Here is a 13,729-nt window from a genome sequence, read left to right as displayed (position 1 = left end):
TGTCGCGCATGTCACGAGGTGTCTGGATCCGCTTCATCCTCGTGCTCGGCCTGCTGGCCGGGTGCGCGGCGCTCGCCGTCAACGTCAAGCCCAACCTGGGCCTGGACCTCCGCGGCGGTGCGCAGTTCGTCTTCGAGGCCGAGGGGACCGAGCAGACGCCCGCCAACGCGGAGAACGTCGACAAGACCCTGCAGGTCCTCCGCGGCCGGGTCGACGCCCTCGGTGTCGCCGAGTCCACCCTGGTCCGCCAGGGCGAGAACCGCATCCTGGTCGAGCTGCCCGGCGTGACCAACGACGCCGAGGCGCAGGAGGCCGAGGAGCGCATCGGCACGACGGCGAAGCTGACCATTCACGAGGTCGTCTCGACCACCCAGCCCGACGCCGAGCCCAGCAAGAAGAACAACCTCGTGCTGCCCTCCGACCAGGGCGACACCCTCGAGGTCGGTCCGACGGTCATCCAGGGCGAGGAGATCACCGGCGCCAGCGCGGTGCAGCGCGAGCAGAGCGTCGAGTGGGTCGTGGCCATCGACTTCAACGGCAAGGGTGGCGACACCTGGGCCGACATCACCGGCAAGGCCGCCTGCAACCCCTCCGGCGACCCCAAGCGCCGCATCGCGATCGTGCTCGACAACGAGGTCATCTCCTCGCCCGAGGTCAACACGGGGGTCGGCTGCAACGTCGGCATCCGCGGCGGCTCCACCGACATCACCGGCAACTTCACCTCGGCGGAGGCTCGCGAGCTCTCCGCGCTCATCGAGGGCGGCGCCCTGCCGCTCGAGCTGACCGCCATCTCCGACCGCCTCGTCGGCCCGTCGCTCGGTGAGGCGGCGATCGACGCCTCGATCGAGGCCGGCATCATCGGCCTCATCCTGACCGGCCTGTTCATCGTGATCGTCTACCGGCTCGTCGGTCTCATGGCGACCATCGCGCTGGCGTCGTACGCCCTGCTCGCCTATGCCATGCTCGTCGGGCTCGGGTCGACGCTCACGCTGCCCGGCCTCGCCGGCTTCGTGCTCGCCATCGGCATGGCGATCGACGCGAACGTCCTCGTCTTCGAACGAGCCCGGGAGGAGTACGCCGCCTACCCGTCCGCCGGGCTGCGCCGCGCCCTCGCGGTCGGCTTCAACAAGGCGTGGACCGCCATCATCGACTCCAACGTGACCACGCTGCTCGCGGCCGGGCTGCTGTTCTTCCTCGGCTCCGGTCCGATCAAGGGCTTCGGTGTCACCCTGTCCATCGGTGTCATCGCGTCGATGATCTCCGCGCTGATCATCGCCCGCGTGCTGTGCGACCTCGCGGTCTCCAACAAGGGCGTCTCGCGCCGGCCCGGCATCAGCGGCCTCGGCGACGTCGGCAAGGTGCGGGCCTGGCTGGACCGCAAGGACCCCGACATCATGAAGAACCGCGGCCGCTGGCTGGCCGTGTCGGGTGCGGCGACCGTGTTCGCCATCGCCGGCATCGCCACCCAGGGCCTCAACCTCGGTGTCGAGTTCACCGGCGGACGCCAGCTCGACTACTCCCTGTCCGAGGAGATCTCCGTCGACCAGGCCCGCCAGGCCGTGGCCGACGCCGGCTTCCCCGAGGCCGTCGTGCAGACCGCCGACACCGCCGACTTCACCGTCCGCACCGGCGAGATCTCGAACGAGGAGGAGCAGCGGATCGAGGACGAGCTCGCGGCGGTCGGCGGCGACGTGTCGAAGGTCGACGACCAGCAGATCGGCGCCTCCCTCGGCGAGGAGCTGCGCAACAACGCGCTCATCGCCTTCGGCGTCGCCTTCCTCGCCCAGCTGCTCTACCTCGCCTTCCGGTTCAAGTGGACCTTCGGCGTCTCGGCCGTCATCGCGATGGCCCACGACGTGCTGATCGTGGTCGGCATCTTCGCCTGGATGCAGAAGCCGATCGACGGCATCTTCCTGGCGGCAGCGATGACCATCATCGGTCTCTCCGTCAACGACACCGTCGTCGTCTTCGACCGGGTGCGCGAGCGGTGGTTCGGCTCGAAGCCCGAGGACGACTTCAGCTCGCTGGCCAACAAGGCCGCGGTCGAGACGGTGCCGCGCACCGTCAACACCGGCCTCGGCACGATGTTCATCCTCGCCGCGCTCGCGATCCTCGGCGGCGACTCGCTGCGCGACTTCTCGATCGCGCTGCTGATCGGACTCATCGTCGGCACCTACTCCTCGATCTTCACCGCCACCCCGCTGGTGACCTACTTCCAGGAGAAGTGGCCGATGAGCCGGGTCAAGAAGGAGAAGGTCGAGCGCGCGCCCGAGGACTCCGGCGCCGTCGTCTGAGCGGTTGGTTTGCTTTGGAATCCCCCGCTCAAGCGGGGGATTCCGAACTTCCGGGGGCGTGCAGACCCCCGGAAGTTCGCACAACCCTCGTGAGGTCCCGGGGCGTACGCTGCCTGGCATGTTCTGGATCCTGCTGATCGTCGTCCTGGGCGTGGTCGCCTACCGCTACCGCGTGAAGCTCCTCGCGAAGGTGCTCGGCCAGCCCGAGCGGCGCATCGAGCGCCAGATCGGCCGCAAGAAGAACCACTGACACCCGCTGTGGACGCGGTACGCCGAGCTGTCGGCGCCGCCCCGTAAGGTGCTCTGGTGCCCGCGACCGACACCGCCCCCGCGCCCGTGACCACCCCGGTCCCGACGGTGCTGGCCAAGGCGGTCACGGCCCTCGGCGGGCAGCAGCGCGACGGCCAGGTGCAGATGGCCACCGAGGTCGCCGAGGCGATGGAGGAGGGCCGCCACCTCCTCGTGCAGGCCGGCACCGGCACGGGCAAGTCGCTCGGCTACCTCGTCCCCGCGCTGCTCCACGACAAGCGCGTCGTCGTCGCCACCGCGACCCTCGCCCTGCAGCACCAGCTCGTCGAGCGCGACCTGCCGCGGCTGGTCGAGGCGGTCAAGGACGTCCCCGGCCTCGACACGTCGTACGCCGTGCTGAAGGGCCGCTCGAACTACGCCTGCCTGCACCGGATCCGCGCCGGCGTCCCCGACGACCAGGGCGCCCTCGTCGACGTCCCCACCGGCTCGATGGCCGAGAAGGTCCTCGAGCTGCGCGCGTGGGCGGAGGAGGAGTCCGAGCAGGGGGGCAGCGGCGAGCGGGACAACGCCCCTCGGCACACCGACCGCGAGTGGCGCCAGGTGTCGGTCAACCACCGCGAGTGCCTCGGCGCCGCGAAGTGCCCGTTCGGGCAGGAGTGCTTCGCCGAGCTCGCTCGCGAGAAGGCCCAGCGCAGCCACCTCATCGTCACCAACCACTCCCTCCTCGCGATCGACGCGATCGAGGAGGTGCCGATGATCCCCGACTACGACACGGTCGTGATCGACGAGGCCCACGAGCTGACCGCCCGTGTCACCCAGGCCGCCACCGACGAGCTCGGCGTCTCCGACATCGAGCGCGCCGCCCGGCGCGCGTCGCGCTGGACCGACGGCGCCGACGGCGACCCCGCGGGCGACCTCGAGGACGCCGCGCAGCAGCTGGCCGAGGCCATCGAGGCGACCCCGCCGGGCCGCATCGACCAGCTGTCGACCCAGCTCTCCGACGCGCTCGTGCTGGTGCGCGATGCGGCCCGCGCCTGCCTGTCGGCCTTCCCGCGCGAGTCCGGCGGCGATGGTGACGGCGACGCCGGGCGTACGCAGGCCAAGGGCATGGTGCAGGAGGTGTACGTCAACGCCGAGCGGATGGCCGCGGGCTCGCAGGCCGACGTGCTGTGGCTGGGGGAGGCGCGCGACCGGTTCCCGGCTCGGCTCCACGTCGCCCCGCTGCAGGTGTGGGGCCCGATGCGCGACCGGCTGCTGACCGACAAGACCGTCGTCTTCACCAGCGCGACGCTGATGCTCGGCGGCGAGTTCGGTGCGGTCGCGACCTCGCTGGGCCTCAAGCCGACCGAGCGCGTGGGCTCGCAGGTCGCCAGCCCCGACCCCGACTCGGCGCTGCCGTGGAAGGGTCTCGACGTCGGGTCGCCGTTCGACTACGGCCAGCAGTCGATCCTCTACGTCGCCCGCCACCTGCCGCAGCCCGGCCGCGACGGCCTGGGGCCGGCGCAGCTCGACGAGATCTGCGACCTCGTCGACGCGCTCGACGGGCGCACGCTGGGCCTCTTCTCCTCGCGCCGCGCGGCGGAGGCCGCAGCAGAGGCGGTCCGGGCCCGGTTGCCGCACCTCACGACGCTCGCGCAGGGCGACGCCCAGCTGCCGGAGCTCGCCAGGCAGTTCGTCGAGGACCCGCACACGTGCCTGTTCGGCACGCTGTCGCTGTGGCAGGGCCTCGACGTGCCGGGCGACACCTGCCAGCTCGTGATCATCGACCGGATCCCGTTCCCCCGCCCCGACGACCCGCTGATGTCGGCGCGCCAGAAGGCCGCCGACCAGGCCGGCGGCAACGGCTTCATGCAGGTCGCCGCCACCCATGCCGCGCTCCTGCTCGCGCAGGGCGCCGGTCGCCTCATCCGCACGACGTCCGACCGCGGCGTCGTCGCCGTGCTCGACCCGCGCCTGGAGACCGCGCGCTACGGCCGCTTCCTCAAGGCGTCCCTGCCGCCGATGTGGTCGACCACCGACCCCGCGCTCGTACGTCAGGCGCTCGCGCGGCTCGGCGCCGCCTAGCCCGGTCAGGGCGCGTAGCCGAAGAGCTGGTAGTCCCGGCGGTACATCGTCGCCACCAGCTCGCGTAGCTCGGCGGAGACCTGGCGGTCGCGCCCGCCGGGGGCGGTCTGGTTCCGCGGCGCGGTCGGCACGGCGGGGGCGCCGACGCCCTCGCAGACCTCGGCGAAGTCGCGGTCGAAGGTCTCGAGCCGGCCGACGAAGTCGACCCGGTTGAGGTCGATCATCCGGCTCTGGAGCGTGAGGTGCTGGTCGGTCCCTGGCACCGCGGACAGGTCCTGCGCAGCCGTCCAGTAGGCGAACTCCTCGACGGTCTGCATCCGCTCGTGGGTCGCGGCGTCGAAGTCGTAGTAGTTGTGGTCGACGACCTTGTCGTGCCACGCCGAGACGAACCGGTCCAGCGGGTCGCGCACGAACGCGAAGGTGAAGTAGTCGGCGAAGCTGGCGAGCGGGTAGCGCATCCGCATCGCGTGGTCGACGTCCATGCTGACGCCGTGCTGCTCGCAGTGGTGGCGGATCGTGCGCGTCGCGACCTTGGCCACCCGGTACCAGACGAACCGGTGGCTGTGGCTGATCGTCAGGTTGTACGCCAGCGGGCTGAGCCAGGCGGACTGCTCGCCCGCCGCGGCCAGCCGGTCGACCGCGGCCTGCGCCTCCGGCACGAGCCGGCGGCGGTTGCCCGGGCGCGTGCGGAAGACCAGTGGGTCGGGGACGGCGGACTCGGGCATCGGCGCGAGGCTACACCGGCGGCCGCGCGGCGCCGCGGGCCCGCCGCGCGGGTCGGCGTACGACGCCTCAGACGCGGCGCAGCACCGCGGTCACGACGCCGAGGATCGTGGCGTTGTCACCGGGGATGGGGTCGTAGGCCTCGTTGTGGGGCAGCAGCCAGACGTGGCCGTCCTTGCGCTGGAACGTCTTGACCGTCGCCTCGCCCTCGATCATCGCCGCGACGATCTGGCCGTTGGTCGCGGTCTGCTCCTGGCGGATCACGACGTAGTCGCCGTTGCAGATCGCCGCGTCGACCATGGAGTCGCCGGAGACCTCGAGCAGGAAGAGGGTGCCGTCGCCGACGAGCTGCTTCGGGAGCGGGAACACGTCGGTGACCTGCTCCTCGGCGAGGATCGGGCCGCCGGCGGCGATCCGGCCGACGACCGGGATGTTGACCGCGGCCGGGGCGGCGTCACCGATGCCCGTCTCGTCGATGCTGGTCTCGTCTGCGCTCGAGATGGAGCGGCGCGCGGCCATCACCTCGGGCAGGAACACCTCGAGGGCGCGGGGCCGGTTGGGGTCGCGCTTGAGGAAGCCCTTGCTCTCCAGCACGCGGAGCTGGTGGGCGACGCTGGAGGAGGAGGTGAGGCCGACGGCCTGGCCGATCTCACGCATCGACGGCGGGTATCCCTTGGACTCGATGGAGTCCTTGATCGTGGCCAGCACGCGCTGCTGGCGCGGGGTCAGGCCGGTGGCGTCCGGGGGTCCGTCGGGCATCTCGATGACGTTCTTGTCGTCGGACTTGGCCATGGGCTCCTCCAGTACGGTTGCCGGCTCCCTCCGCGGCTCGGATGGGACAGGAGCAGGTGTGCTCACCGTAGTCCTGTCGGCGGGAGGGGATCAAACACCTGTTCGAACTCCGCGTGTCGCGGTTGGCATCGGTGCTGGGCGTACGTGCGTTGCTGACCGGCGATCAGTTTCGTGCGCCGGGGCGCTTGGCGCGTGGCGAACGATTGTTCGACCTGGTGCTTGCGTTGTTCGAACAGGTGCTCTAACGTCGTACACACGTTCGATCGAACGTCTGCTCGACGCCGATGGCGAGAAGCCGCTGTCGGTGGCTCCGACTAGACATTCGCTCGACAGACACCCACGGCTGATCTTCCCCAGGAGGCCACCATGAGCACCCTCAGCCTTTCCCCCGCTTTCCGGACCCCGGTCACCCCGGCCCGCGCCCGCTCGACGGTGCGCCTGACCCGCCGTGGCCGACTGGTCGTCTTCCTGACCTCGCTGTTCCTGGTCCTCGGCGTGGCGTTCATGCTCGCCGGTGGTGCCGTCGGCACCGACGAGGCCGGAAAGCCCGCCCCGACCGAGATCGTCCAGGTCGCGCCCGGAGACACCCTGTGGGGGATCGCCAGCGAGATCGCGACCGACGGCGACGTCCGCTCCGTGATGAGCGAGATCGAGCGGCTCAACGCCCTCGAGTCCGCCGGCCTCTCGGCCGGCCAGAAGCTCCGCGTCCCGGTCGCCACCGACTGACGCGCGAGGCCTCCACCAGCCGCTTCGACCCCGGCTGGTGGACCAAGGGGAAGGCGAGGGGCGGGCCTGCGGGCCCGCCCCTCGGCGCATCTTCGGACGTCGTCCACAACTGAGGTTGCGAGGGTGGTTGACCGGCCACCGCGGTGGGTAGTTTCGTGGTGCAGGCGTTGTTCTCGGGAGGCACGACATGCACGTACGCCGCGCACTGGCGCTCATCCTCGCGGTCCCGCTGCTGATCGCCGGGTGCTCGGACGGCGAACCGACGACGGAGCCGACGCCGAAGATGCCCGAACCGTCGAGCTCGTCGCCTACCCCGACTCCGGTCGAGGCCGAGACGCCTGAGGCGGAGAGTCCGGAGGACTTCATCCGGCGCTGGGTCAAGGCCGGCGACGAGATGCAGGTGACGGGGGAAACCGCCACCTATGAGGCTCTGGTGGAGGACTCATGCAAGGCCTGCAAAACCTTCGTGAAGTCGGTCGAGAAGGTGTACGCAAGTGATGGCACGGTCGAATTCGCTGGCTCGACCATCAACAGCATTCGGTCCCGGAAAGGGAAGCCGCCGACTTTCCAAGTCACCAAGACCCTCCCTGAGACTGTCATCAAGCGCGGCCCCAGCGCCGAGCCTGAAGTGCTGCCAGCAGGCAGAACCACTCTTCTCGTGATTCTCAAACGTCGAAGTGACCAGTGGTCAGTGTCGTACTACGGGATTTTGTGATGTCCCGCGCGATAGCCCTCCTCGTCTTGGCGGCGCTTTGTCCGGTCCTCATCGTCCCGGCGCCCGCTCAAGCTGATTCATGTCTCGCGGTCGGAATGGATGGCGTCTCGGCTGAATGCGTGTGGACGTACGCGGACTACTCCTCTAGCGCGAACTCCGGCGACGGCCACACGTGGGTGGTCACCATCCAGTGCGGCAACGGCGGCATCTGCGTCGAGCACGTCGAGTGCGTCGAGGGTGGCGAAGAGGGCTACGTGCACGACGTCTACATGGACGGCACTGACGTAGGAGATGTCTGCGTGCCGGGGCGGGAGGTCGACCAGGTCAACATCGTCCAGCTGATCCTGCGCGAGTTCAGACGGTACGGCTGGCCGGCATCGAGGCTCGTGGTGCAGCCCACCGGCGGTAGGACCCTCGTGAACTTCGAGACGAACTTCTACACACCCGACCACCGCCCGGTCGACCACAGCGTCACCCTGGCCGGCCAGGGAGTCGACATCCGTGCCCACCCGGTGGAGTACACCTACGTCTTCGGCGACGGCACGACCGAGCGTACCTCCAGCCCCGGGGCGCCGCACCCCGACCTCGACGTCACCCACCAGTACCTTCGGACCGGGGCGGTGGCGGTGCGCGTCGACACGACGTACGCCGGCGAGTACCGGATCGGCGGCGGCGAGTGGATCTCCATCCCGGACACCCTGACGGTGGTCGGCGCGTCCCAGGGCCTCGAGGTCGTCGAAGCCCTGCCCCAGCTCGTCCTGCCGTAGCTCGGCGCAGGCGACGCGCGAGGACGCCGCCCGGACGCCGCCATGACCGGGACGGTGGAGGATCCGAGCCACCAGGTGGCTCGGATCCTCCACGATCAGCGAGCCGCGCGCTTCCCGCCCACCGGCCGGGGCGCCTCGTCCGCGGGCTCCGGCGGCGAGGTGATCCCCAGCGCCCGCATCAGCCGCGCGACCAGCAGCAGCCCGGTGAATAGGCAGGCGATCGCGCCGAGGCAGGCCAGGGCCATGAACATCCACGCCGACGAGCTGCCTCCGCGCGCCGCCGTACCGAAGTCGATGGCGGCGAAGACGAGGTACCCCCAGGCCACCACGCAGACGGTGATGGCGGCGCCGAGGACGAGCGCCGCCCTGTTCAGTGTCCGAGGCGGACGGGCGCCCTTGCGCGACCCTGCTCGCTTCCCCGTGGACACCCGCTCATTGTGTCGGATGTGGCCTGAGTGAGGGCGGCAACGACGCCGGAGAGACGCGCGACACGCCGCCTCGTCGCCCGCCGGGAAGCCACTGACCTGCAGTTTTACCTGCACCGCGAATTTGATCCACCGAGGTACGGCATTCGCTTGCCAAGTCTCGTGGCCGGGGCGTACGGTTACCACTACATCTAGTAGTTACACCGCTGTAGTTATCCACATCTGGTGCACAGGCTGGGGATGTCACCGCACAGGTCCAGACTAGATGTCCACAGGAAGATCCACAGGCGCCGACCCGTTATGCAGGGTGAGTGAGGCGCGCCCGAAAGCCGCGAGAGGAGGGCCACCGTGCACTGCCCGTACTGCAAGAACGAGGACACCAAGGTCCTCGACTCGCGCGTCGCCGACGACGGTGGCTCGATCCGCCGCCGCCGCACCTGCGCCCAGTGCGACCGCCGGTTCACGACGGTCGAGAAGATGCAGCTGACGGTGCTCAAGCGCTCGGGTGCGACGGAGCCGTTCAACCGCGACAAGGCGATCGCCGGCGTCCGCAAGGCCTGCAAGGGCCGCCCGGTCACCGACGGCCAGCTCGCCTGCCTCGGCCAGGAGGTCGAGGACGCCCTGCGCCTGAGCGGCCAGGCCGAGTTCGACGCCAACGAGGTCGGCCTCGCGATCCTGGCCCCGCTGCGGGCCCTCGACGAGGTGGCGTACCTCCGCTTCGCCTCGGTCTACCGCGCGTTCGAGTCCGCCGACGACTTCGACGCCGAGATCAAGATGCTGCGACTCGAGCGAGCCGCCGACGATCAGCCCGCGCCAGCCGCGCAGACGGGCTGACCCCCAGACGGCCCGGCAGGTAGTGGGGAAGCTGCCTGCCGGGCCCACCAACTCCGAACACCCCCCGAGAAGAGCTCCGCGGACGCGGTCCGCAGAAGTCAGCACCACCCACCCACCAGGTTCGACGAGGAGAACCCATGACCGAGACGGTGAGCACCCGCGCCAAGGGAGCGGCGAAGGGCAAGGGCCTGAAGCTGGAGCGCGTCTTCAGCACTGCAGGCACCCACCCCTACGACGCCATCACGTGGGAGCGTCGCGACGTCGTCCAGCAGAACTGGAAGACCGGCGAGACCGTCTTCGAGCAGCGCGGCGTGGAGTTCCCCGACTTCTGGTCGGTCAACGCCTCGACGATCGTCACGACCAAGTACTTCCGCGGCGCCGTCGGCACCGACGCCCGCGAGTGGAGCCTCAAGCAGCTCATCGACCGGGTCGTGAAGACGTACACCAAGGCCGGCATCGACCACGGCTACTTCGCCACCGACGCCGACGCCGAGATCTTCGAGCACGAGCTGACCTGGCTGCTGGTCAACCAGTACTTCTCCTTCAACTCGCCGGTGTGGTTCAACGTCGGCACCCCGTCGCCGCAGCAGGTCTCGGCCTGCTTCATCCTCAGCGTCGACGACTCGATGGACTCGATCCTCAACTGGTACAAGGAGGAGGGCTTCATCTTCAAGGGCGGCTCCGGCGCCGGCCTCAACCTCTCCCGCATCCGCTCCTCCAAGGAGCTGCTCTCCTCGGGCGGGACCGCCTCGGGCCCCGTCTCCTTCATGCGCGGCGCCGACGCGTCCGCGGGCACCATCAAGTCGGGCGGCGCCACGCGTCGTGCCGCCAAGATGGTCGTCCTCGACGTCGACCACCCCGACATCGAGGAGTTCGTGATGACGAAGGCGCGTGAGGAGGACAAGATCCGCGCGCTGCGCGACGCCGGCTTCGACATGGACCTCGGCGGCGCCGACATCACCTCCGTGCAGTACCAGAACGCCAACAACTCCGTCCGTGTCAGCGACGAGTTCATGCGCGCGGTCGAGGACGGCACCGAGTTCGGCCTGCGCTCGCGCGGCACCGGCGAGGTCATCGAGACCGTCGACGCCCGCGACCTGTTCCGCAAGATCAGCCAGGCCGCGTGGGAGTGCGCCGACCCGGGCCTGCAGTACGACGACACCATCAACGACTGGCACACCAACCCCGAGACCGGCCGCATCACCGCGTCCAACCCGTGCTCGGAGTACATGTCGCTCGACAACTCCTCGTGCAACCTCGCCTCGCTCAACCTGCTGAAGTTCCTCAAGGACGACGACACCTTCGACGCCGCGCTGTTCGCCAAGGCCGTCGAGTTCATCATCACCGCGATGGACATCTCCATCTGCTTCGCCGACTTCCCGACCGAGGCGATCGGCCAGACCACCGTCGACTACCGCCAGCTCGGCATCGGCTACGCCAACCTCGGCGCCCTGCTGATGGCCATGGGCCTCGGCTACGACTCCGAGGGCGGCCGCTCGATGGCCGCCGCGATCACCTCGCTCATGACCGGTACGTCGTACAAGCGCAGCGCCGAGCTCGCCGGCATCGTCGGCCCGTACGCCGGCTACGCCCGCAACGCCGACGCCCACAAGCGCGTGATGCGCAAGCACCAGGCGGCCAACGACGTCGTCCGCGTGCTGCACACCGAGGACGGCCGCGTGCACAAGCTCGCGACGCAGGCCTGGGCCGACGTCATCAAGCTGGGCGAGAAGAATGGCTTCCGCAACGCGCAGGCCTCCGTGCTCGCGCCGACCGGCACCATCGGCTTCATGATGGACTGCGACACCACCGGCATCGAGCCCGACTTCTCCCTGGTGAAGTTCAAGAAGCTCGTCGGCGGCGGCTCCATGCAGATCGTCAACCAGACGATTCCGCGGGCCCTGAAGAAGCTGGGCTACCAGGAGGAGCAGATCGAGGCGATCGTCGCCTACATCGCCGAGCACGGCCACGTGGTCGACGCCCCGGGCCTGCGGACCGAGCACTACGAGGTCTTCGACACCGCGATGGGCGCCCGCTCGCTCAAGCCGATGGGTCACGTGCGGATGATGGCGGCCGCGCAGCCGTTCCTGTCCGGCGCGATCTCCAAGACGGTCAACCTGCCCGAGACGGCCACGGTCGAGGAGATCGAGGACGTCTACATGCAGTCCTGGAAGCTCGGCCTCAAGGCCACCGCGGTCTACCGCGACAACTGCAAGGTCGGCCAGCCCCTCGCCGATGGCGGCGGCAAGGCCAAGAAGGACGCCGCCGACAAGGCCGCCTCCGACGCCTCCGCCGCGGCCGAGGTCGTCGAGAAGGTCGTGGAGAAGGTCGTCTACGCCCCGGTCCGCAAGCGCCTGCCGAAGTCGCGCGTCTCCCGCACGACGTCGTTCACCGTTGGCGGTGCCGAGGGCTACATGACCTCCGGCGCCCACGACGACGGCCAGCTCGGCGAGGTCTTCCTCAAGCTCGGCAAGCAGGGCTCGACCCTCGCCGGCGTGATGGACGCCTTCTCGATCGCGGTGTCGATCGGCCTGCAGTACGGCGTCCCGCTGGAGACCTACGTCTCGAAGTTCACCAACCTGCGCTTCGAGCCCGCCGGCCTCACCGACGACCCCGACGTGCGGATGGCGCAGTCGATCATGGACTACATCTTCCGCCGCCTCGCCCTGGACTACCTGTCCTTCGAGGAGCGGTCGATGCTCGGCATCTACTCGGCCGAGGAGCGCCAGCGCCACCTCGAAACCGGCTCCTACGAGCCGCTCGTGGAGGAGACCGGCTCGGCCGCCGAGCTCGTCGAGCCCGCGTCGTCGTCCTCCTCGTCGTCCTCCACGGACGTCGTCGAGGCCGAGGAGGTCGAGACCAAGGACACCCACGGCAACGAGGCCCGCGAGGTCCCGGCCCAGGTCACCACCGGCCAGGCCAAGACCACGGCCGAGCTCTTCGAGCAGCTCACCGGCACCGCCGTCGACTCCCCGCTCTGCATGACCTGCGGCACGAAGATGCGGCCGGCTGGCTCCTGCTACGTCTGCGAGGGCTGCGGGAGCACCAGCGGCTGCAGCTGACCTGAAGAGACATGTCGAGGGTGGGCCGCGCGATGCGGCCCGCCCCCAACGAGGGATCGACGTCGACAGGTAGGCGGGGCTGATGTACGCGCAAGCCGTGGTGCGCACCAAGAGCGACGTTAGCGGTAGCACCATCGAGGCGCTGCTGGCTGGGGTCTATGGACCCTCCAAGGGTCGGCGCTTGTTAGCCGATTCAGTTCTCGGCGAGGACGCCGCAGAGATCCTTGCTTTCTCCACTCAGGATCTCCATCGTCGCCTAGTAGTTGTTGTCACGGAGCCGCGGACCGTTGAGATCGTGATCGAATGTCTCAACGGAAGCCTCCTCAGCCAGTGCGAGACGCACGTCTCGGCTGTGGTGCGCGCTCTTCGCCCGCACAAGGCGCAGGTGCGCTCGCTGACCGTGATCGAAGAACGTACGCTCGACAACGTGATGCAAGGGTCGTACGGACGGATGAGCTCTGTGGATCGCCGCGCCGCAGTTGTGTCGTCAGGCGGTGTTCTCTTGACCGCTCTTCTTGCCACCCTAGACGTGCTGTCATGGGCGACTCCTGTTGCTGTGGGCATTCCGGGATTGATCAATGGCATCGTGCAGTTCCGCCGGGGCGGGTCGTCTCAGCCTCATTGGGAGGTCGTTCAGTGACGCAACGTAACGTCGAACAAGAATGGCGCGACGCCGTCGAGAATTCCCTTCGCGTTGAGGGTCTCAATTACAAATCGCAGCCTGCACTCACGACCGGAACGCCAGACTTTTTGCTGCTTAATCGTGCGGGCGAGCCACGATGTCTAGTCGAGCTGAAGACGGGAAGTCCGCAACTCTCAGCAACCGTGGTGGGGCAAATGTCACGATGGTTGAAGGACGTGCAGCTATCACACCCGCGGTGCTCCGGCGTAGTCGTTACAAGTGAGCATGTGCCGGAAAGTCTCAAGTCGATGGCGCAAACAGCAGGCATCACGATCCTTCGCATTGACAACTCGCGAGTCGCCGCAGCCATGCAGGTGCTGCAGCTCGCCCGCGACTCCCGAGACTGAATTGGCATCTCGCGGTACGCGTAGTCGTGGGCGCATGGCCGTTGCATTC

General features: G+C 69.0%; 12 protein-coding genes. 9 read left to right on the top strand and 3 right to left on the bottom strand.

All coding sequences use genetic code 11. From position 1 onward, the window contains the following. The first annotated feature begins 8 nt into the window (after positions 1-8). The 3 genes from secD (at position 9) to J3P32_RS05530 (ending at position 4,607) form a co-directional block, all read left to right on the top strand. A complete protein-coding gene (secD, locus tag J3P32_RS05535) occupies positions 9-2,294 on the top strand; it encodes a protein translocase subunit SecD (RefSeq protein ID WP_210438824.1) in 2,286 nt (761 codons plus the stop codon). A gap of 118 nt (positions 2,295-2,412) precedes the next feature. Next, positions 2,413-2,544, top strand: coding sequence for a hypothetical protein (locus J3P32_RS18115; RefSeq protein ID WP_282593963.1), 132 nt, complete (start codon positions 2,413-2,415; stop codon positions 2,542-2,544). Between the two features lie 56 nt (positions 2,545-2,600). Next, on the top strand, positions 2,601-4,607 hold the full coding sequence (locus tag J3P32_RS05530; RefSeq protein ID WP_307861595.1) for an ATP-dependent DNA helicase: 2,007 nt from the start codon (positions 2,601-2,603) through the stop codon (positions 4,605-4,607). A 5-nt stretch (positions 4,608-4,612) separates the two neighbouring features. On the opposite strand, the gene J3P32_RS05525 is transcribed toward J3P32_RS05530, so the two are convergent. After that, complete coding sequence (locus J3P32_RS05525) at positions 4,613-5,332, bottom strand: sulfotransferase family 2 domain-containing protein (protein ID WP_210438823.1); 720 nt, start codon at positions 5,330-5,332, stop codon at positions 4,613-4,615. Positions 5,333-5,399: 67 nt separating this feature from the next. Further along, entirely contained in the window at positions 5,400-6,122 is a 723-nt protein-coding gene (gene lexA / locus J3P32_RS05520) for a transcriptional repressor LexA (protein WP_210438822.1), read from the bottom strand. Between the two features lie 366 nt (positions 6,123-6,488). On the opposite strand from lexA, the gene J3P32_RS05515 reads away from it, so the two are divergent. From J3P32_RS05515 to J3P32_RS05505, 3 genes are all read left to right on the top strand, one after another. Further along, complete coding sequence (locus tag J3P32_RS05515) at positions 6,489-6,848, top strand: LysM peptidoglycan-binding domain-containing protein (protein ID WP_210438821.1); 360 nt, start codon at positions 6,489-6,491, stop codon at positions 6,846-6,848. Positions 6,849-7,035: 187 nt separating this feature from the next. Beyond that, entirely contained in the window at positions 7,036-7,563 is a 528-nt protein-coding gene (locus J3P32_RS05510; protein WP_210438820.1) for a hypothetical protein, read from the top strand. Positions 7,564-7,682: 119 nt separating this feature from the next. Further along, the gene (locus J3P32_RS05505; protein WP_210438819.1) at positions 7,683-8,330 is read left to right on the top strand and encodes a PKD domain-containing protein; all 648 of its coding nucleotides are present in this window, start codon (positions 7,683-7,685) and stop codon (positions 8,328-8,330) included. Between the two features lie 95 nt (positions 8,331-8,425). Here J3P32_RS05505 and J3P32_RS05500 read toward each other — a convergent pair whose 3' ends face one another. Then, entirely contained in the window at positions 8,426-8,758 is a 333-nt protein-coding gene (locus J3P32_RS05500; protein WP_210438818.1) for a hypothetical protein, read from the bottom strand. A 345-nt stretch (positions 8,759-9,103) separates the two neighbouring features. Between J3P32_RS05500 and nrdR the strand changes: the two genes are divergently transcribed. From nrdR to J3P32_RS05485, 3 genes are all read left to right on the top strand, one after another. Next, on the top strand, positions 9,104-9,589 hold the full coding sequence (gene nrdR / locus J3P32_RS05495) for a transcriptional regulator NrdR (RefSeq protein WP_210438817.1): 486 nt from the start codon (positions 9,104-9,106) through the stop codon (positions 9,587-9,589). Positions 9,590-9,726: 137 nt separating this feature from the next. Continuing rightward, positions 9,727-12,651, top strand: coding sequence for a vitamin B12-dependent ribonucleotide reductase (locus J3P32_RS05490; RefSeq protein WP_210438816.1), 2,925 nt, complete (start codon positions 9,727-9,729; stop codon positions 12,649-12,651). Between the two features lie 82 nt (positions 12,652-12,733). Beyond that, positions 12,734-13,291 (top strand): hypothetical protein, encoded by a 558-nt coding sequence (locus J3P32_RS05485; RefSeq protein WP_210438815.1) that lies wholly within the window; start codon positions 12,734-12,736, stop codon positions 13,289-13,291. Positions 13,292-13,729: the final 438 nt, after the last annotated feature.

The sequence above is a fragment of the Nocardioides xinjiangensis genome, from assembly GCF_017916385.1.
Classification (GTDB): Bacteria; Actinomycetota; Actinomycetes; order Propionibacteriales; family Nocardioidaceae; genus Nocardioides; species Nocardioides xinjiangensis.
This window is presented reverse-complemented; position numbering and strand designations above follow the sequence as displayed.

Bases quoted from the DNA above. Each gene is read 5' to 3' on its own strand.
- secD (WP_210438824.1), top strand. From the start codon at position 9: ATGTCACGAGGTGTCTGGATCCGCTTCATCCTCGTGCTCGGCCTGCTG.
- J3P32_RS18115 (WP_282593963.1), top strand. From the start codon at position 2,413: ATGTTCTGGATCCTGCTGATCGTCGTCCTGGGCGTGGTCGCCTACCGC.
- J3P32_RS05525 (WP_210438823.1), bottom strand. From the start codon at position 5,332: ATGCCCGAGTCCGCCGTCCCCGACCCACTGGTCTTCCGCACGCGCCCG.
- lexA (WP_210438822.1), bottom strand. From the start codon at position 6,122: ATGGCCAAGTCCGACGACAAGAACGTCATCGAGATGCCCGACGGACCC.
- J3P32_RS05515 (WP_210438821.1), top strand. From the start codon at position 6,489: ATGAGCACCCTCAGCCTTTCCCCCGCTTTCCGGACCCCGGTCACCCCG.
- J3P32_RS05510 (WP_210438820.1), top strand. From the start codon at position 7,036: ATGCACGTACGCCGCGCACTGGCGCTCATCCTCGCGGTCCCGCTGCTG.
- J3P32_RS05490 (WP_210438816.1), top strand. From the start codon at position 9,727: ATGACCGAGACGGTGAGCACCCGCGCCAAGGGAGCGGCGAAGGGCAAG.
- J3P32_RS05485 (WP_210438815.1), top strand. From the start codon at position 12,734: ATGTACGCGCAAGCCGTGGTGCGCACCAAGAGCGACGTTAGCGGTAGC.